Source organism: Kitasatospora sp. NPDC051705 (assembly GCF_044453265.1).
Lineage (GTDB): Bacteria > Actinomycetota > Actinomycetes > Streptomycetales > Streptomycetaceae > Kitasatospora.
On the sequence record NZ_JBITCO010000001.1, the window covers coordinates 399,148 to 416,531 of the forward strand.

A 17,384-nucleotide genomic window follows, 5' to 3' on the forward strand; every position below is an offset into this window, starting at 1 on the left:
GCGGCCGACGCCCGCCCCCGCTCCCCCGTTCAGGTGAGCGCGGCCACCCTGGCGATGACCTCCGGGTCGCGGCCGTCGCCGGCGACGGCACCCTCCGACCCCCGGACGACGTAGCGGTGCGGCGCCACCGCGGTGTCCCGGCCGGGCAGGGCCGCGACCACCGCGCGGTGCACCTCGGCGGGCTCGACGGACGCGCCCGAGAACGTCAGCGTGGCAACCAACTCGCCACTCTCGAAGGTCACTTCCACGGACGCCCGGGAGCCGATGGCCTCCTCCAACAGGCCCCGGACGGCAGCGAGGTCGACCCATGCACCGCCGACCGGCCGCCACCCTTCGCCCCGCTCGGGCGTCGGGACCTCCGCGAGGCCCGGCAGCGCGTGCAGCGGCACCGGCCCGTCGGCCGCGGCCGCGAGCACGGCGAGCAGCGCCTGCGCGAAGCGGTCGGTCTCGTCGGCGTCGAGCACCTGCGGACAGGCGATCAGGGCGAAGTCGAGGCTGCCGCTGATCCGCAGGATGGTGAACATCAGCCGGACCCCGAGGGGCGGCGCGGGCAGCCGGGTCAACTCCGGGTCGACGGCCGGGACGGGCTGGATGTCGGCGACGGCGGTGGGGATGGTCAGACTGAGGTCGTTCACCACGACCTGCCGGGGGAAGCGGACCCCGCGCACGTGGGCGGCGTCCTCGACCAGCTGCCACACCTGCTCGGCGTCCAGGGTGCTGTGCCAGTAACCGTTGAAGGAAGCGGACTTGGCGCGGCCGATCAGCTCGTCGAAGTCGGCCGCACCGGTGTCCAGCCGGATCAGCGCGTCCTGCGCGAGGGTGCCGACGTGATCGACCAGCGCCGCGCGCTGGCGGTTCGCGGACAGCGCGGCGATCGACAGGTCCGCGCGGCCGGCGCGGCGGGCGACCAGGGCGGCGAAGGCCGCGAACAGCACCACGGACGGGCTCGCGCCGGTGCGCCGGCAGACCGCGGCGAGGTCCGCGGCGGCGCCGCGGGAACGGACCAGGACGGCCCCCAGGTCGTGCGGCGGGCCGGCGATCCGCGCGTCGGCGAACACCGCCTGCGGGCCGGTGGTCAGGATCCTGGCCCAGTGCCGCAGGGCGGTGGCCGACCGCCGGCGGCCCTGGGGGCTGCGCTCGGCCTCGGCGATCCGCAGCGGCGTGGGGGCGGTGACCGGCGGAAGGTCCTTGCCGGCGGCGAGCGCCACCCAGTCCTGGATCAGCAGCGCGATGGCGGCGCCGTCGGCACCGGCGTGGCAGACCACCGCGACCAGCCTCAGCAGCCGCTCACCGTCGGCGAGCAGGGTGCAGCGCAGCCGCGGCGCGGACGCCAGGTCCACCGCGACGGCGACATCCGTCCGACCGAACTCGGCCGCGAGCATGTCCAGTTCGGCGTCACTGCGATCACCCGTCTCGACCACGGTGACGCTGAACCGGCCCTCCGGGTGGACCACCTGCTGCTGCGGGTAGCCGTCCGGCCCCGGCCCGGCCGGGAAGGAGGTCCGCAGGGACTCGTGCCGCTCGACGAGCCTGCGCAGGGCGGCCAGCCCGGCGGACACCGAGGTGCCGTCCGGGACCGGCCAGGCCGACTCCTTGTTGATCTGCTCGGGGGCCTCGCGCCGGATGCACCGGATCATGTTGTCCTGACCGAGCGTGAGCGGCCCGGAGCCGCCGCCCGGGGCCGCGTACCGGACCTCGACGCTCCTGCTGGTCGGGGTCGCACCGGTCGGGGTCGCACCGGTGAGCGCCACGTCGGTAGGCGTCACGCCGTTCGGGGTCACGTCGTTCGGGGTCGCACACTTCGGGGTCGGGTCGTTCGGGTTCACGTCGCACGCGCCTTTCGGCTCGCCGGGGGAAGGGCCGGGAGAAGGCTGAGGGGGGAGCCCGGAGAGGGAGCCGGGGAGCTCGGAGCCGGGAAGCTGGTGGAGCCGGGTGGACTCGGGAGAGGGTGTTCCCGGGACGCTACCAGCGGCCCGACGCATTGGTCCAGACCAAACGTGTTGCGATGCGATGAAACGTCAACTCATCGTCCAAGCCTGCACGTTGACATGAACAGGAGCATCGCCGCGGACCGCCAGCGCAGCCCGGAACGGCCCCGGAACCGGCACGTCCAGGAGCCGGAGCGGCCCCCGGCCGAGCGGGCGCGGCTCCGCCAGCAGCAACGGGGACGGGCCCGCCACCGGCAGCCCGAAGGACTGGACCAGCCGCCCGCCGTACGCCTTGACGCACGCCTCCCGGCGGCACCACAGCGCCGTGCAGCGCGCCGCCCGCCCGGCCACCGTGGGCGCGGCGGCGACGTAGCGGGCATCCGCCCCGGGGAAGAGACGCGCGGCGATCAGCCCGGCCGCCCGACCACCGAGCAGCCCCTCGACGTCGACCCCGAGCTGCCGCCCCTCGGCCACCGCCAGCACCGCGAGCGGCCCCGAAGCCGACCAGCTCACCCGCAACCGGCCGGCGTCCGACGGCTCCGGCTTGCCGTGCCGCCCCCGCCGCCAGACCACGTCCGCCGCCGGACGGCCGAGCCGTGCGCCGACCAGCTGCCGGACGGCGCCGCGCACCACCGTGAAGCGCCGCCGCAGCAGCTCGTCGGCCCCCGCCGTCCGGGCCCGCTCGTCCTCGTCGAGGAGTCGCCACAGCTCGGACACTACGTCCGGAGGCTGGTCGGCCCCGACGGTCCAGAGGTCGACCACCGTCGCGAAGGGCCCGGCCCCGGACGGACGGGTCCGGGGCGAGCCGCCCCGCGCGGATCCGGCCCCGGGAGGGCCGGCCGGAAGGGCGGTCACGGCATGGTCAGGGTGCTCAGCACGCCGAGCCGGCGCTCCAGGCCCGCCACCAGGACCGGTCGCCGCCGCTCCCGCCAGGCGGGCAGCTGCTCGGCGAGTTCGGCCCAGACCCCGGTGAAGGGCTGGGCCGCCGGCCCCTCGGCGCCGTCCAGCCCGGGGCCGAGCACCAGCGCCGCGTCGGGCCCCAGCTCCGCCGCCCGTGCCCGGACCTTCCGAGAGGGCGATTCGGCGCCGGGCAGCTGATCGACCGTCATCCCCGGCCGGTCGGTCTCCTCGCAGACCAGCACGACGGCGGAGTGCCGCTGCGGCAGTACCACCGGCCCGGCCGGCCGGTAGTGCAGGGCAGTCTGCTCGGCGAGCACCACGACCGCCCGCCGGCAGGACCCGGTGCGGTGGTGGTCGGCGGCCAGCCGCAGCGCGGTGAAGGCCGCGGCGGTGCCCTGGTCGCAGACCGCGTAGGCGAGCGGCGCCCCCGGGCAGGCCCGGCTGAGCGCCAGCGAGGACGGCGCGCCGGGGCGGACGTCCGGGGTGTCGAAGGCCAGGATCAACAGGTCGACGGGCTCGTCCGGGGCGAGCACCTCGCGCAGCAGGCCGTCGGCCAGCTCCTCGAAGGAGTGGCCGACGCCCTCGCGCAGCAGGTCCTCGCGCAGCGGCAGCCCGTACGGGCGGACCAGGTCGGAGACGAAGACCCGCAGGTCCGGGTCGAGCGAGCGCTCCGAGCGGCCGTCGAAGCGCCGTGCGAGCGCCCGGGTGATCCGCAGGCCGTGGCCGGCCACCTGGTCAGTCCTCGGGGATGACGTGTCCGGCGACGTAGTCGGCCAGGCTGGTGACCGAGCGCAGGTCGCCCTCGGTGATCTGCTCGACGTCCACCTGGATGTCGAGGGACTCCTCGAGCTCCAGGATGAGTTCGATGGTGCCCGCGGAGGTGAGGCCGAGGTCGTCGAAGAGACAGGCGTTCTCCGGGATCTCCGGCAGCTCGCGCTTGAGCACGCGGGGCAGCAGCTCGCCGATGCCGTGGCGGATCCGCTCGCGCAGCTCGGGGTCAGTGGTCTGGACCACAGGTTCTGACATGGGTGTCCCGTCCCGTCGTACGTGGGAGTGCGGTGTGGCAGTGGAAGGGGGACCGGCGGCACGCCGGTCGCAGGGGTGACGGCTGGTCAGTACTGGACGACCATCGCGGAGAAGGTCGCGCCGACACCGGCGGCGGCGATCAGGTAGTGGTCGCCGCGGCGGAGCAGCCCCCGCGTGGTCGCGGTGTGAAGATTGATGAGGCTGTCTGCAGCGAAACTGTGCCCGACCGACAGCACGTTGTCCAGCACCACCTTGTCGAGCGGATAGCCGATCCGACGCGCGATCATCCGCCAGGAGGCCTGGTTGACGTTGTGCGGAAGCACCGCGGCCAGGTCGGACAGGTCCAGACCGGCCTCGGCGAGGGCCGCCTCGATCGCCTCCACCATCACGTTCGGGTACTCGCGCTGGTAGCGGGCGAGCAGGTCCGGGTCGTCGGCCAACCGGCCGTCGAACTCCGGCCGCTGGCGCACCACGAAGGAGCGCACCCGGTGGCGCCCGCCCGTGGCGCTCACCAGGCAGGCGGCCGCGCCCTCGGCGAAGATGCCCGTCTCGGGCACCACCTGGGCGTCCTTGGTGAAGGTCTTCTCACCGGCCAGAACGAGCGCCAGCGCCTCCGGGTCGGGGTCGCCGGCCAGCAGCCGGCCGGCCAGGTCGATGGCCAGCAGGCCCACCGCACAGGCGTGGTGGGTCACGGTGAAGGCGTTCGCGTGGGCCAGGCCGCGCCCGGCCAACAGGTCGTGCAGGGGGTTGAGCGGGTAGGGCACCGCCACCGGCATGCTGCGGGCGTGGATCACGAAGCGGACGTGCCGCTCGCGTCCACGCAGCTCCGGCAGGTCGTCCAGGGCGGCTTCGAGCAGGTCGGGCAGCGTCCCGGCCGGGTCCAGACGCAGCTGGTCCAGGCCGTGGAAGCGGCGGAAGAGACGAAGTTGACGTGGGGTCAGGCCGATCCGCTCACCAACCGCCTCGATGGGCACGGCGTGCGGGGGGAGGTGAACGGCCACTGCCTCCAGTGCTGTCACGCGGGCTAGTATTCCGACGCCCGCCGGGTCGCACAAGTGATCTCGGGCCATTCCCCGTCGCGTTCGCCCCCGGGGCCGTCGCCGCAGGCCGACGCCCTCGCCCCGGCGCCGTCGCGCCTCACCCCCGTGCCGTCGAGCAGGTGGGAGCCACCCATGCCGGACCGTGAACCACCGCACCCCGTCGAACCGTTGACCCCCCGAACGCCGCAGCCCGCCGCGGGCCCGGGCCCCGAAGCGCCGGACCCCGCAGGCCCGGACCCCGCCCCGAACGCCGCAGGCACAGCCCTTGCAGCACCACCGGACGCCGACAGGCCGCACCCCGTGCTGGTCGCGCTGCTCGTCGAGGCGGCCGGCGCGCCGCCCGGCTGGGCCGAGCGGCTGACCCCGCACGCCCGGCTGGACGGCGACCTGCTGCTCGACGAGTGCGAACTCGCCGCGCTCGCCGCCGCGCTGCGCGACCGTTTCGGGCCCGCCGCCGACCTGGCCGGGCTGCGGGCTCGCCTCGACCTGCCCGGGCTGGAGGCCCTGACCGTCGCCGACCTGCAGGAACTGCTCCCCGAGGAGGGCCCCCGATGACCCGTTTCCTGCTGGTGATGCCCCCGCTCACCGGGCACGTCAACCCGGCGGCCGGCATCGCCGCCGAGCTGACCGCCCGCGGCCACCAGGTCGCCTGGACGGGCACCGAGTCCGTGCTGCGGCCGCTGCTGGGCCCCGACGCCGTGGTGCTCGGCACCGGAACGCGGGCCTTCCGGGCGCAGGGCGGCCACGGGCTGGCCGCGCTGCGCTCGCTCTGGGAGGGCTTCATCGTCCCGTACGCGCGGTTCACCGCGAAGCCGCTGGACAGCGTGGTGCGGGAGTTCCGGCCGGACGTGCTGCTGGTCGACCAGCACACCCCGGCGGGCGCCCTGGTCGCCCACCGGCACGGCCTGCCGTGGGCGAGCTTCGCCCCGGGCGCGATGGAACTGGGCCGTCCGTACCGGGCGTTGCCGCAGGTGGAGGCATGGATGACGGGGTTGCTCCGCGGACTGTGGGAGCGCGCCCGGCTGCCCGCGGAGGAGTACCTGGACCCGCGCTTCTCCCCCGCCCTGGTGCTGGCGACCACGGGCCCCGCGCTCACCGGCGACCCGGCCCCGCCACCGGAGCACGCCCTGGTCGGGCCGGTGTTGCCGGCACGCCCGGCCGACCCGGACTTCCCGTGGGGGCGGCTTCTGCCGGGCCGGCGGCGGGTACTGGTCACCATGGGCACGCTGGCGGGCGAACTGGGTGCGGACTTCCACGCCCGGGCCGCGCGGGCGCTGGCGCTGTGCGGGCCGGACGTCCAGCCGGTGATCGCGGCTCCGCGCGACCTGCTGCCCTCGTTGCCCGCGCTGCCGGCCGGGGCGGTCCTGGTGGACCGGGCGCCGGTGCTGGAGCTGATGGGCCGCGGGGAGCTGGACGCCGTGCTCTGCCACGGCGGGATGAACACCGTGGGCGAGGCCCTGGCGCACGGCCTGCCGCTGGTCACCGCGCCGATCCGGCACGACCAGCCCTTCGTCGCGGCGCAGGTGGTGGCGGCCGGGGCCGGTCTGCGGGTGCCCTTCGCCCGGGTCGGGCCGGAGCGGCTGGCCGTGGCCCTGCGGGAGGCGCTGGAGGCCCCCGGCCTGCGGGAGAACGCCGGACGGGCCGGCCGGGCCCTGCTGGCCGGGGGCGGTGCGGTGGCGGCGGCGGACCGCCTGGAGGCGCTGGCGCCCTGAGCCGTCCCGGCACCACACACCCCCCGGTTCCAGGGCTTGAGCCCGCGTCAGGTGGGCACGGGCCGGGGCGCCCTAGCAGACCGGGTGATCACACGTCCATTGGTCTAGGCCATTGTTTCCAGGCCGGGGTTCACCCTAGGGTGGCGCGCAGCACCGCCATCGCAGGTGCCGAGCACCGCCTTCCCAGGTGCCGTGGCAGAGCCCATCCCCGCACGGGAGTTCCGGTTGATCGAGACCACGGGACTGCGCAAGTCCTACCGCAAGAAGACCTCCCGCAAGAGCGCGGAGGACCCCACCGTCGACGCCGTCCGCGGCATCGACCTGTCCGTCGCCGCAGGCGAGATCTACGGCTTCCTCGGGCCCAACGGCGCCGGGAAGACCACCACCCTGCGCATGCTGGCCACCCTGATCCGCCCCGACGGCGGCCGGGCCACCATCGCCGGGGCGGACCTGTTCACCGACCCGGCCGGTGTCCGCCGCCGGATCGGCTACGTCGCCCAGGGCGGCGGCACCACCGACGGCGTCAGCGCGCGCGAGGAACTCGTGCTCCAGGCCCGGATGTACGGCGCCCCCAAGGCGCGGGCCGTCCGGGCCGCCGAGGACGCGCTCAAGGCCTTCGACCTGGGCGAGTTCGGCGACCGGCCGTGCGCCACCTACTCCGGCGGCCAGCGCCGGCGGGTGGACATCGCGCTCGGCGTCATCCACGAGCCGCGGGTGCTGTTCCTGGACGAGCCCACCGTCGGGCTCGACCCGGCCAGCCGGGCGTACGTCTGGGAGGAGATCCGCCGGCTGCGCACCGAGGGCATGACGGTCGTGGTCACCACCCACTACCTCGACGAGGCCGACGCGCTCTGCGACCGGGTGGCGATCGTCGACCACGGCCGGGTGGTCGCCGAGGGCACGCCCGAGGCGCTCAAGCGCGAGATCTCCGGCGACGTCGTGCTGGTCGGGCTGGAGCCCGCCGAAGGCGCCGCCGAACGCGCCGCCCGGGTGCTGCGCCCGCAGCCCTACCTGCACCGCCTGGAGGTCGAGGGCGAGGACGGACTGCGGCTCTACCTGGACGACGGCGCCGCCGCCATCCCGCAGCTGCTGCGCGCCCTGGACGGGGCCGGTGTGACGCCCGGCACCGTGCAGCTCCAGCGGCCCAGCCTGGACGACGTGTTCCTGGCCCGCACCGGCCGATCGCTCCAGCAGTCCTGACCCGCCCACCCCTGGGGAGACCATGAAGCTCGCCCGCGACACCTGGCTGGTCTTCCAGCGCCAGCTGCTGCTGATGATCCGCACCCCGGTCTGGATCGCCGTCGGCATCATCCAGCCCGTGTTCTACCTGCTGCTGTTCGCCCCGCTGTTGAAGAAGGTGCTCGCCCCGGACGGCGCGAGCAGCTATGCCGACGCCTACCAGGTCTACGTGCCGGGCCTGTTGGCGGTGCTCTGCATCTTCGGCGGGCTGTTCACCGGCTTCAGCCTGCTCGGCGAGCTGAAGGCCGGCATCATCGAGCGGTCCAGGGTGACCCCGGTGAGCCGGCTCGCGCTGCTGCTCGGCCGGGCGATGCGGGAGATGGTGGCGCTGCTGGTGCAGGCCGTCCTGATCACCCTGATCGCGCTGCCGTTCGGGCTCCGGGTCAGCCCGCTGAACCTGTTGCTCGCCTATCTGCTGCTCGGGCTGCTGGCGCTGATGACCTCGGCGATCTCCTACGGGATCGCGCTGATGGTGCCGACGGACGCGGCGATGGCGCCGGTGGTGAACACCATCGCGCAGCCGATCGCGCTGCTGTCGGGGGTGCTGCTGCCGCTCACCCTGGCGCCGGAGTGGCTGCAGCAGACGGCCAGGTGGAACCCCTTCTACTGGGCGGTGGAGGGCATGCGCGCACTGTTCTCCGGGCACGTCGGGGACAGTTCGGTCTGGCAGGGCCTGCTGGTCGTCGCGGTGATGACCGTGCTGTCGGTGTACTGGTCGGCCCGGCTGTTCTCGACCCGGGTGCGCTGAGCGCCAGGCACTGCGCGGAACCCCGGCACAGCGGGGAAGCCCCCGGCACGACGGGGAAGAGGGGTGATGGGGAGGGGCCCGGCTCGCGAGCCGGGCCCCTCCCCTTCACCCCTTCGGCCCGTACGGTCCTCAGCCGGTGGCGGACCCGATGAACGCGGCCAGCTTGGCCACGCCGTCGATGATCTGCGCCTGCGTCAGCGAGCTGATCGACAGCCGCAGCCGCCGTTCCCCGCCCCCCGCCGGGTAGAACGGCGCCATCGGCGTCCAGAGCACCCCGTACGCGCGGGCGCAGTGCTCCATCGCCGCGTCGTCGGCGGTGAAGGGCACCGTCAGCACGGCGAAGAAGCCGCCCTCGGGTCGGTTCCAGGAGACCCCGAGCCGGCGCCGCTCGGAGGCCGGGAAGTGCCGGTCCAGCTCCCGTAGCAGGGTGTCCATGCCGGCCGCGTAGTGGGCCGTGGCGGGGGCGTTGGCGGCGCGCAGCCGGCAGTCGTGGCGCAGCAGCATGCCGGCCACGACGGCCTGGCTGAGCGCGGGCGTGTTGACCGTCGTCATGCTCTTGAGCTTGGCCAGCTCGTCGGCGAGCAGGGTGCGGCGCCCGCCGGGCCCCGCCACCTCCTGGTCCGCGACCACGTAGCCGAGCCGGGCGCCGGGGAAGCAGGTCTTGGCGAAGGAGCCGAGGTAGACGACCTGGCGGCGGCGGTCGAGCGCCTTGAGGGTCGGCCGCTCCCCCGGGTCGCGGGCGAAGAAGCCGTACGGGTTGTCCTCGACGACCAGCAGGCCCTCCGCCGCGGCGGCGTCCAGCAGGGCGGTGCGGGCGGCCACCGGCATGCTGGTGCCGGAGGGGTTGGCGAAGTCCGGGACGACGTAGAGGGCGCGCGGACGCCGGCCGTCGGCCCGCACGGCCTTCGCGGCGGCCCGGACGGCCTGCGGGTCGGGCCCGCCGCCCGGGCCCTCGGGCACCGGCAGGGTGGTCAGGTCGAGCAGCCGGGCGGCGCCGGTGACGCCGACGTAGCAGGGCGAGCTGACCAGCAGGACGTCGTCCGGGGTGGCGCACAGGGCGCGCAGCACGAGCAGCATGCCCTCCTGGGCGCCGACGGTGAGCACCAGGGCCTCGGGGTCGACGCTCAGGCCCTCGTCGTGGGCGAGGGTGCGGGCGACCAGGTCGTTGACGACGCCCTTGGTGGGCCCGTACTGGAAGAGCCGGGTGCGCACGGCGTCCCGGTCCAGGCCGCGTTCGGCGAGGTGGGCCAGGTAGGCGTCCAGGTGGGCGGTGACGTCCTCGGGTTCGAAGAAGCCCTCGTAGGGGCGGCCGGGGGCGAAGGAGACGGCGTCGGGGTAGCGCGTGGTGACCTCGTTGAGGAAGGTCATCGCGTCCAGCAGCGGGTCGGCGAGCGAGGCGTGCAGTTCGCCGAGCGGCAGCGGGACGGGCCGGTCGGCGGCGCTCACCGCAGGGCCTCGCGCAGCCGGCCGGCGGCGTAGTGCTGGGCGTCGGCGGCGGCGTCCAGGGTGCCGGTCATGGCGAAGAAGCCGTGCGGCATGCCCGCGTAGCGGCGCTCGTCCACCGGGACGCCGGCCGCGCGCAGCGCCCGGGCGTACTGCTCGCCCTCGTCGCGCAGCGGGTCGTACTCGGCGGTGATGACGGTCGCGGGCGGCAGCCCGGCCAGGTCGGGGGCGCGCAGCGGGGAGGCGTGCGGGTGGGCGCCGTCGGCCGGGTCGGCCAGGTAGTGGCCCCAGTACCAGGCGACCGAGCGGCGGTTGAAGAGCAGCGGGTCGTCGTGCTCGGCCAGCGACGGGGTGTCGGCGGCGTGGTCGGTGTTGGGGTAGACGAGCAGCTGGTGGCGCAGGGCCGGGCCGCCCTCGTCGCGGGCGAGGAGGGTGACGGCCGCGGTGAGGTTGCCTCCGGCGCTGTCTCCGCCGACGGCGAGCCGGTCGGGGTCGACGCCGAGCCGCCCGGCGTTCCCGGCGAGCCAGGCCAGCGCGGCGCGGCAGTCGTGGACGGCGGCGGGGAAGGGGTGCTCGGGGGCCAGCCGGTAGCCGACGGAGGCGGTGACGCAGCCGACCTCGGCGGTCAGCCGGCGGCAGATCGCGTCGCTGGTGTCGGGCGAGCCGAGCGTCCAGCCGCCGCCGAACAGGTAGAGCAGGGCGGGCAGCGGCCGGCCGGGCGGTTCGGGGCGGTAGAGCCGCAGGGCGAGCTCGCCGCCGGGGCCGGGGATGCGGTGCTCCTCCACGGCGGCGACCGGTTCGGGGGTGCCGGCGGCGGCGCGGATGTCGGCGAGGTCGGCGGCGCGGGCCTCGGCAAGGGTGAGGGTGTAGAGCGGCGGTGCGCCGCTGCTCGCGCGCCGGGCGCGCAGGGCCTCGGCCTGGGGGTGCAGGGGCATGGGGGTGGGTCCCGTTCGGTGCGGAGTCGGTACGGGTTCGGGGCGCCGCCGGGGCCGCCGGCGGGCGGCGTCGCCGCGGACGGCCTGCCGGCGACGTCGGGCCGCCGCTCGGCCGGCGGCCAGCGGTCGGCTTCCAGCGGTCAGCGGGAGGCGGCCGGCGATCAGCGGCTGCCGGTCAGCGGTCGGCCTCGACGTAGACGGTCTCGTCGGTGCGGAACGCGGTGTCGAGGTCGGCGACGTCGGGCCGCACGCCCTGGCGGTAGGCGCAGGGGCGGATCCGTCCGGCCTCGAAGCCGGCCAGGGTGAGGACGTGGCGCAGCTCGTCGAGGTCGTAGATCCACTGGTGCCCGTAGTGGCGGAAGATCTGGTTGACCAGGAAGGCCGGGCGGGCGGGCATCGGCGGGCCGAAGCCGAGGGTGGTGAGGCGGCGGCGGTGTTTGGCGAGGAAGCCGTCACCGGTGGCGTAGCCGACCAGGTAGCGGGCCAGGTCGGGGGTGGTGAGGCGGAGCACCCCGCCGGGGCGCAGCACGCGGTGGACCTCCCGCAGCCAGCCGACGGCGACGGGCATGGTGACGTGCTCGATGAGGTGCTCGGCGTACACCCAGTCGACGCTGGCGTCGGCGAGGGGCAGCGGGCGGCCGATGTCGAGCTGGGTGAACCAGCGGTCGCCGTCGACCCGGTAGAGGGTGCCGGGTTCGGTGGCCGCCGAGGGGCTGCGCAGGGTGGCGAGGTCGGTGCCCAGGCCCTCCGGGTGGTCGGTCCGGAAGGCGGCGAACTCGATCCCGGTGATGCCGAGTTCACGCAGTCCGGCGTGGTCGCGGGGCAGCCCGCCGGGGTGCGCCGCGAGCTTGTCGCAGGTGGCGACCTGCGCGCTGAAGGCGTCCAGGCGGGTGGCGAGGTCGTCGGGGTCGTCCCAGTCCCAGCCGGGGAAGGGGTCGGGTCGGGCGGTGGTCGGGCGCGGTTCGGTCATGGCTCTCTTCCTTTGACGACGTGGTGCGGGCGGTGCGCGGTTCAGCCGACCGGACAGGGCCAGGGGGCGAGGACGGTGCGGTCCAGGTCGGCGAGCCGGGGGCGCCCCAACAGGGCCATGGTGTGCTCGAGTTCCTCGCGCAGCAGGTCGAGGACGTGGTGCACGCCTGCTTCGCCTCCGGTGGCCAGGCCCCAGAACACCGGCCGGCCGACCAGGACGGCGCGGGCGCCGAGGGCGAGGGCGAGGGCGACGTCGGTGCCGGTGCGCACGCCGCCGTCGAGCAGCACCGGCAGGTCGGCCGGCACCGCGTCGACGACCTCGGGCAGTGCGGCCAGGGCGGGCAGGGCGCCGTCGAGTTGTCGGCCGCCGTGGTTGGAGACCAGGACGGCGTCGACGCCGTGTTCGGCGGCGAGCCGGGCGTCCTCGGCGGTCAGCACGCCCTTCAGGACCAGTGGCAGCCGGGTGCGCTCGCGCAGCCAGGCCAGGTCGGCCCAGGTCAGGGTGGGGTCGAACTGCTGGCGGGCGTGCTCGGCGATGCCCGAACTGCCGCCACTCGCACGGTGGCTGGCGGACATCAGGGCCGGGTCCAGGTTGACGGCGCGCACGCCCGGCGGGATGGCGAAGCCGTTGCGCAGGTCGCGCAGCCGGCGGCCGATCCGGGGGGCGTCGACGGTGAGGACGAGCGCCCGGTAGCCGGCCGCCTCGGCGCGTTCGACCAGGGCGGCGAGCGCGGCGCGTTCACGCAGCCAGTACAGCTGGAGCCAGAGCGGACCGGTGGCGGCGGCGGCGATCTCCTCCAGCGTGCGGCTGGCGAACATCGCGGCGACCAGCAGGGCGCCGGCGCGGCCGGCGGCGCGGGCGGTGGCCGTCTCTCCCGCGGGATCGACCAGCCGGTGGTAGGCCATCGGGGCGATCCCGACCGGGAGGGCGAGCGGGGTGCCGAGCAGGGTCAGCGCGGGCGAGCAGGACGAGACGTCGACCATCGTGCGCGGGCGCAGCGCATAGCGTGCGAACATTTCCCGGTTCGCCGCCAGGGTGCGTTCCGCTCCGCTGCCGCCTTCGATGAAGTCCCAGATTTCCGGGGGAAGGTGCGTGCGCGCGGCGCGCTCGATCCCGGCCAGCGTGAGTTCTCCCACGGGCATCCTCGATTCCCGGACGGCCACGCGCGGGCCGGTCCCGGTCGGCAGCGTAGGAGCAACCGGCACATTGGTATAGACCTTGATTTGACCAATCGTCTGTGCAATGGTCTGGCAACGGAATTGACCGTTTTGGTTGTGAACGGCGTTCATGTCAAATCCCCTCACTTGCGTGGAGTGGTGTTGACCCGCTTTTCCCCCTCCTCACTTCCGCCCTCCGAACCGCCGCACGCCGACGCCCCGGACTCCTGGGTCGACCGGCTGCTGCTGGCCGGCCCCGGGGGCGAGGAGTGCCTGCACCTCGGAGCACCGATCGACCGGGACGCCCTGCGCGCCCTGGTCGACGACCAGGCCGAGCGGCTCGCCGCGGCCGGGCTCGAACCGGGCGGCACCGCCGCACTGCGGCTGCCGCCCTCGGTGGCGTTCGTCGCCGCGCTGCTGGCATGCTGGCGGCTCGGCGCCCAAGTCGCCCTGCTCGATCACCGGTTGACCGACCACGAGGTCGACTCGGCGGTGGCGCGGCTGGCCCCGCAGGTGCTGCTAGGCTCCGCTCACCGGCCCGCGGCGGCGCTGCGCGGCTTCTCCGAGGTGGAGCCGGTGGCCGTCCGCCTGCCGGACGGGCTCCCGGCCCGCAGCGGGCACGCGCTGATCCAGCTGAGCTCCGGATCCACCGGACCGGCCAAGGTCATCGCCCGCACCGCCAGCGACCTGCTCCGCGAACTCGACTGCTACCGCAGGCTGGAGGAGTTCCCCGGCGAAGGCGAACGGGTCGTCCTGCTGTCCTCGGTGGTGCACGTGCTCGGCCTGGTCGGCGGACTGCTCAACGGTCTGCACGCCCGCGCCGCGGTCACCGTGCCGGAACGGATGACGGCGGCGGGCATCCTCGCGGCCGTCGCCGTCGGCGACCGGCCGACCACCCTCGTCGGAGTGCCCTTCCACGCCGAGCTGCTGGCCGGCGCGGCCGCTCCGCCGAGGCTGCCGCAGCTGCGCCGGATGATCGTGGCGGGCGAGCTGGTCCGACCGGGCCTGCCCGCGCTGTTCACCGGCCGCTACGGCGTCCCGCTCGGCACCATGTACGGGATGACCGAAACCGGGGTCATCGCCACCGACCTGTCCGGCACGCTCCACCCCGCCAAGCAGCCCGTCCACGGGATGCGGCTGCGGATGGTCGCGGGCGAGCTGCAGATCGGCGCGCCGGCCTCGCCGTACCCGGGGCTGGACGACCCGACCCGCTGGTCGGAGGGCTGGCTGCACACCCGGGACGCGGCCGAGCTGGACCGGGCCACCGGCCGGGTCACCGTGCTCGGCCGGCTGGACTCCCAGGTCTCGATCGGCGGGCTCAAGGTCGACCTCACCGAGGTCGAGCAGACCCTCACCGCACTGCCGGAGGTCCGCGAGGCCGTGGTGGTCTTCGAGGACGGCGCGATCGAGGCCTACCTCGCCACCGAACCCGACGCCGACCTCGCCCTCGTCCAGGACGGGCTGGCCCGCCGGCTCGCCGCCTACAAGCGGCCGCGGCGGATCGCCCTGCTGGCGCAACTGCCCCGCACCGCCACCGGAAAGCTGCTGCGCGACCCGGCCGCGCTGCGCACCACCGCCACGGCCGCGGCCACCGCCGCGCGCTGAACCGCCCCGGCGCGCGCACCGCGCCGACGCTGCACCACCCCGACGTTGCACGAAAACCCGACGCCGCACACCGCACACCGCACACCGCACACCGCACACCGCACACCGCACACCGCACCGACGCTGCACCACCCCGACAAGGAGCCACACCATGCAGGACCGCATCCGCGAGTTCGTCCTCGCCTCCCTGACCGAGATGCAGTACGACGTCACCGACGTCACCGGGGACACCGACCTCGGGCCGGCCGGGCTGGACCTCGAGTCGCTCGCGCTGGCCGAACTGTCGGTGCAGGTCGAGGACGAGTTCGGGATCAAGTTCGACCTGGACGAGATGGAGACCACCGCGCTGATGACGCTCGACGAGTTCACCGCCGACGTCGTCAAGCGGATCGCCGCCACCGCCGCCACCACCGGCAGCGCGGCGTGAGCGACTCCGGCCTCCCCGACCGGGCCGAGGTCCGCACGATGCTGGCGGCGTTCGGGCAGCGCGCCGCCGACGACGTGCCGGAGGATCTCGGGTCCCTCGAACTCACTTGGCTGATAGCCGAGTTCGAGCAGCGCTACGGCATCCAACTGGACCTCGACGACGACCGCTTCGGCGCCGTCCGGACGGTCGACGAGGCCACCGACCTGCTGCGCGCGGCCGTCCTGGCCGAACGCTCGGCCGCACGGCCATGACCGGTACCCCGCCCGCCGGCACCCGGCCGGTGGTCACCGGGCTCGGGGTGCTCAGCGCCGCCGGGCGCGGACCCGACCCGCTGACCGAGGCCGCCGTCCACGGCAAGGCCGCGTTCGGCCCGGTCACCCGCTTCGACGTGAGCGCCCGCCGCACCACCCGGGCGGCCCTGCTGCCACCGGGCGTCCCGCTCGCGCACACCTTCCCGCTGGCCCGGGCCGTCCTCGACGCCATCGGCCAGGCCTGCCGGCAGGCCGGGCTGACCGGTGACGACGGCGGGCGGATGCCCGTCCTGCTCGCCCTGCACAGCGACGAACGGACCCGCAGGACCGCCGACGCGGTGGCGGCCGGCGTCAGCGCCGTCTGGGGCACCCGGGGCGTCACCCGGGTGTACACCGGCGCCTGCGTGGCGGCCTCCACCGCCGTCGCGGACGCCGCCGCACTGGTCGCCGCAGGACGGCACGAACGGGTCCTGGTCGCGGCCGGGCACCTGGTCGAACCCGGTGTGTTCGCCGTCTTCGACGCCGGGCGGGCACTGGCCCGCGACGGCGAACTGCGACCGTTCAGCACCGGTCGCAGCGGCACCCTGCTCGCCGACGCGACAGCCGCCGTGGTGGTCGAGGCCGCTCCGGCCGCCGAACGGCGCGGCGCCCCCGCGCTCGCCCGGCTGGCCGGCTGGGGGCGGGCCGGTGACGCCCACCACGTCTGCCGCCCCGAGCCCGCGGGCGACGGAGCCGTCCGGGCGATCGAGGCCGCGCTCACCCGCGGCGGCGTCGCCCCGGAGGAGGTCGGCTACGTCAACGCCAACGGGACCGGCTCCACCCTCGCCGACCAGGCCGAGGCGAGCGCGCTGCGCCGGGTGTTCGGCCGCCACACCGCCGAACTGCCGGTCAGCTCCAGCAAGTCCGTGCACGGGCACGCCCTCGAGGCTTCCGCCCTGCTCGAACTCGTCGTCACCATCGGCGCGTTGGGCCGCGGCCTGCTGCCGGTCAACGCCGGCTGGCTGGGCCCCGACCCGGACGTCGGCCTCGACCTCGTCCTGGACGGCCCGCGCGCCGCCGGCCCCCGCTACGCGCTCAGTCTCAACTCCGCCTTCGGCGGCGCCAACACCGCCCTGCTGGTGGCCGCCGCGTGAACCGCACGAGCCGAACGCGCCGCCCGTACCCGCCCCCCTCCCCGGCACCGGCACCGACACCGACACCATGATCACCGACCGCACCCCAGCCCCGGCCGCCCGCGCGCTGCGCGTCCTCGCCGAGGCCCGCCGACCCGGCCCCGGTCTGACCGGCCCGCCGCCGCCCCTGCCCGGCTTCGCCGGATCCGGCCTCGGCCCGCTCGTCGCCGACACGGCCGACCGCTGTCTGCAGGCGCACCACGGACCACCGCCCGCCCCCGGGCGGACCGCCCTGCTGCTGGCGAGCGCCGGCGGCGACCGCGCCACCGCGCGGGCCATCGACCGCACGGCCGAACCCGGGCGACGACCGGCCCCGCTGCTGTTCTTCCAGTCCAACCCCAACGCCGTGCTCGGGCACATCGCCGCCCGCTGGGGCCTGACCGGCCCCGTCCTGGCGATCAGCCCCGCCGAGGCCGCCCCCGGAACCGTACCCGCGGACGCCCTCGACCTCGCCGCGCTGCTCCTCGCGGACGGCGACGCCGACCTGGTCCTGGTCGTCGCCGCCGAGCAGACCGACGACGGCGACCACGCGGTGGCCGTCCTGGTCACCGGCTGAACCGCCGGGCCACCACCGGCGGTAGCCCCCGGGGGTAGCCGGCGACGAGGCCGGCACCCGCGCGGGCCGCACCCGGCCGGACCGGCTCCGCCGCACCGGAGGCCCACGGCCCGCGGCCGACCGCCGCCCCGGCCGGTCCCCGCGGGCCGCCCGCCGAAGCCGCCGCCCAGCCGCCACCCGCCGAAGCCCCCCGCCGCCCGAGCGGCCGCACCGCCCCGACACCCGATCAGCCGCCCGGGCCGCCCCCGGCCCCGGCCCCGAGGGAGGGATCCACC

Annotated in this window: 18 protein-coding genes; 9 read left to right on the forward strand and 9 right to left on the reverse strand. The window is 75.6% G+C overall.

Annotated features, from left to right (window positions below):
• Positions 1 to 29: 29 nt before the first annotated feature.
• The 5 genes from ACIA8Q_RS01870 to ACIA8Q_RS01890 all read right to left on the reverse strand — a co-directional run bounded on the left by ACIA8Q_RS01870 (position 30) and on the right by ACIA8Q_RS01890 (position 4,873).
• Positions 30 to 1,826, reverse strand: a complete 1,797-nt coding sequence (locus tag ACIA8Q_RS01870; RefSeq protein ID WP_396316598.1) for a condensation domain-containing protein — start codon at positions 1,824 to 1,826, stop codon at positions 30 to 32.
• A 192-nt stretch (positions 1,827 to 2,018) separates the two neighbouring features.
• Positions 2,019 to 2,645: a 4'-phosphopantetheinyl transferase family protein gene (locus tag ACIA8Q_RS01875; protein ID WP_396316599.1), complete on the reverse strand. Its 627-nt coding sequence runs from the start codon at positions 2,643 to 2,645 to the stop codon at positions 2,019 to 2,021.
• A 134-nt stretch (positions 2,646 to 2,779) separates the two neighbouring features.
• Complete coding sequence (locus ACIA8Q_RS01880; protein WP_396316600.1) at positions 2,780 to 3,559, reverse strand: hypothetical protein; 780 nt, start codon at positions 3,557 to 3,559, stop codon at positions 2,780 to 2,782.
• Positions 3,560 to 3,563: 4 nt separating this feature from the next.
• A complete protein-coding gene (locus tag ACIA8Q_RS01885) occupies positions 3,564 to 3,854 on the reverse strand; it encodes a phosphopantetheine-binding protein (protein ID WP_360206549.1) in 291 nt (96 codons plus the stop codon).
• 86 nt (positions 3,855 to 3,940) lie between these two features.
• Positions 3,941 to 4,873 (reverse strand): 3-oxoacyl-[acyl-carrier-protein] synthase III C-terminal domain-containing protein, encoded by a 933-nt coding sequence (locus ACIA8Q_RS01890; RefSeq protein WP_360206551.1) that lies wholly within the window; start codon positions 4,871 to 4,873, stop codon positions 3,941 to 3,943.
• A 321-nt stretch (positions 4,874 to 5,194) separates the two neighbouring features.
• On the opposite strand from ACIA8Q_RS01890, the gene ACIA8Q_RS01895 reads away from it, so the two are divergent.
• The 4 genes from ACIA8Q_RS01895 (at position 5,195) to ACIA8Q_RS01910 (ending at position 8,593) form a co-directional block, all read left to right on the forward strand.
• The gene (locus tag ACIA8Q_RS01895) at positions 5,195 to 5,449 is read left to right on the forward strand and encodes a hypothetical protein (protein ID WP_360206554.1); all 255 of its coding nucleotides are present in this window, start codon (positions 5,195 to 5,197) and stop codon (positions 5,447 to 5,449) included.
• The gene (locus ACIA8Q_RS01900; RefSeq protein ID WP_360206557.1) at positions 5,446 to 6,606 is read left to right on the forward strand and encodes a glycosyltransferase; all 1,161 of its coding nucleotides are present in this window, start codon (positions 5,446 to 5,448) and stop codon (positions 6,604 to 6,606) included. Before ACIA8Q_RS01895 ends, ACIA8Q_RS01900 begins: the two co-directional genes overlap by 4 nt.
• A gap of 192 nt (positions 6,607 to 6,798) precedes the next feature.
• Complete coding sequence (locus tag ACIA8Q_RS01905; RefSeq protein ID WP_360206560.1) at positions 6,799 to 7,806, forward strand: ATP-binding cassette domain-containing protein; 1,008 nt, start codon at positions 6,799 to 6,801, stop codon at positions 7,804 to 7,806.
• A 22-nt stretch (positions 7,807 to 7,828) separates the two neighbouring features.
• On the forward strand, positions 7,829 to 8,593 hold the full coding sequence (locus ACIA8Q_RS01910; protein ID WP_360206562.1) for an ABC transporter permease: 765 nt from the start codon (positions 7,829 to 7,831) through the stop codon (positions 8,591 to 8,593).
• Between the two features lie 129 nt (positions 8,594 to 8,722).
• Here the strand turns inward: ACIA8Q_RS01910 and ACIA8Q_RS01915 are convergent, their stop codons facing one another.
• From ACIA8Q_RS01915 to ACIA8Q_RS01930, 4 genes are all read right to left on the reverse strand, one after another.
• A complete protein-coding gene (locus tag ACIA8Q_RS01915; RefSeq protein ID WP_387900126.1) occupies positions 8,723 to 10,039 on the reverse strand; it encodes a PLP-dependent aminotransferase family protein in 1,317 nt (438 codons plus the stop codon).
• A complete protein-coding gene (locus ACIA8Q_RS01920) occupies positions 10,036 to 10,971 on the reverse strand; it encodes an alpha/beta hydrolase (protein WP_360221833.1) in 936 nt (311 codons plus the stop codon). The genes ACIA8Q_RS01915 and ACIA8Q_RS01920 overlap by 4 nt, the downstream gene beginning before the upstream one ends.
• A 175-nt stretch (positions 10,972 to 11,146) precedes the next feature.
• On the reverse strand, positions 11,147 to 11,941 hold the full coding sequence (locus ACIA8Q_RS01925; RefSeq protein WP_360221836.1) for a methyltransferase domain-containing protein: 795 nt from the start codon (positions 11,939 to 11,941) through the stop codon (positions 11,147 to 11,149).
• 41 nt (positions 11,942 to 11,982) lie between these two features.
• A complete protein-coding gene (locus ACIA8Q_RS01930; protein WP_387900123.1) occupies positions 11,983 to 13,083 on the reverse strand; it encodes an alpha-hydroxy acid oxidase in 1,101 nt (366 codons plus the stop codon).
• A gap of 174 nt (positions 13,084 to 13,257) precedes the next feature.
• On the opposite strand from ACIA8Q_RS01930, the gene ACIA8Q_RS01935 reads away from it, so the two are divergent.
• From ACIA8Q_RS01935 to ACIA8Q_RS01955, 5 genes are all read left to right on the forward strand, one after another.
• Positions 13,258 to 14,703, forward strand: a complete 1,446-nt coding sequence (locus ACIA8Q_RS01935) for a class I adenylate-forming enzyme family protein (protein ID WP_396316601.1) — start codon at positions 13,258 to 13,260, stop codon at positions 14,701 to 14,703.
• Between the two features lie 151 nt (positions 14,704 to 14,854).
• Positions 14,855 to 15,130 carry a phosphopantetheine-binding protein gene (locus ACIA8Q_RS01940; protein ID WP_360221845.1) on the forward strand — a complete coding sequence of 92 codons (276 nt, stop codon included), beginning with the start codon at positions 14,855 to 14,857 and terminating at the stop codon, positions 15,128 to 15,130.
• Complete coding sequence (locus ACIA8Q_RS01945; RefSeq protein ID WP_360221848.1) at positions 15,127 to 15,381, forward strand: acyl carrier protein; 255 nt, start codon at positions 15,127 to 15,129, stop codon at positions 15,379 to 15,381. Before ACIA8Q_RS01940 ends, ACIA8Q_RS01945 begins: the two co-directional genes overlap by 4 nt.
• Positions 15,378 to 16,514 carry a beta-ketoacyl synthase N-terminal-like domain-containing protein gene (locus ACIA8Q_RS01950; protein ID WP_360221851.1) on the forward strand — a complete coding sequence of 379 codons (1,137 nt, stop codon included), beginning with the start codon at positions 15,378 to 15,380 and terminating at the stop codon, positions 16,512 to 16,514. The genes ACIA8Q_RS01945 and ACIA8Q_RS01950 overlap by 4 nt, the downstream gene beginning before the upstream one ends.
• A 67-nt stretch (positions 16,515 to 16,581) precedes the next feature.
• On the forward strand, positions 16,582 to 17,109 hold the full coding sequence (locus tag ACIA8Q_RS01955) for a beta-ketoacyl synthase N-terminal-like domain-containing protein (RefSeq protein WP_360221854.1): 528 nt from the start codon (positions 16,582 to 16,584) through the stop codon (positions 17,107 to 17,109).
• Positions 17,110 to 17,384: the final 275 nt, after the last annotated feature.

Bases quoted from the DNA above. Each gene is read 5' to 3' on its own strand.
- ACIA8Q_RS01950 (WP_360221851.1), top strand. From the start codon at position 15,378: ATGACCGGTACCCCGCCCGCCGGCACCCGGCCGGTGGTCACCGGGCTC.
- ACIA8Q_RS01955 (WP_360221854.1), top strand. From the start codon at position 16,582: ATGATCACCGACCGCACCCCAGCCCCGGCCGCCCGCGCGCTGCGCGTC.
- ACIA8Q_RS01925 (WP_360221836.1), bottom strand. From the start codon at position 11,941: ATGACCGAACCGCGCCCGACCACCGCCCGACCCGACCCCTTCCCCGGC.
- ACIA8Q_RS01940 (WP_360221845.1), top strand. From the start codon at position 14,855: ATGCAGGACCGCATCCGCGAGTTCGTCCTCGCCTCCCTGACCGAGATG.
- ACIA8Q_RS01910 (WP_360206562.1), top strand. From the start codon at position 7,829: ATGAAGCTCGCCCGCGACACCTGGCTGGTCTTCCAGCGCCAGCTGCTG.
- ACIA8Q_RS01920 (WP_360221833.1), bottom strand. From the start codon at position 10,971: ATGCCCCTGCACCCCCAGGCCGAGGCCCTGCGCGCCCGGCGCGCGAGC.
- ACIA8Q_RS01885 (WP_360206549.1), bottom strand. From the start codon at position 3,854: ATGTCAGAACCTGTGGTCCAGACCACTGACCCCGAGCTGCGCGAGCGG.
- ACIA8Q_RS01930 (WP_387900123.1), bottom strand. From the start codon at position 13,083: ATGCCCGTGGGAGAACTCACGCTGGCCGGGATCGAGCGCGCCGCGCGC.
- ACIA8Q_RS01900 (WP_360206557.1), top strand. From the start codon at position 5,446: ATGACCCGTTTCCTGCTGGTGATGCCCCCGCTCACCGGGCACGTCAAC.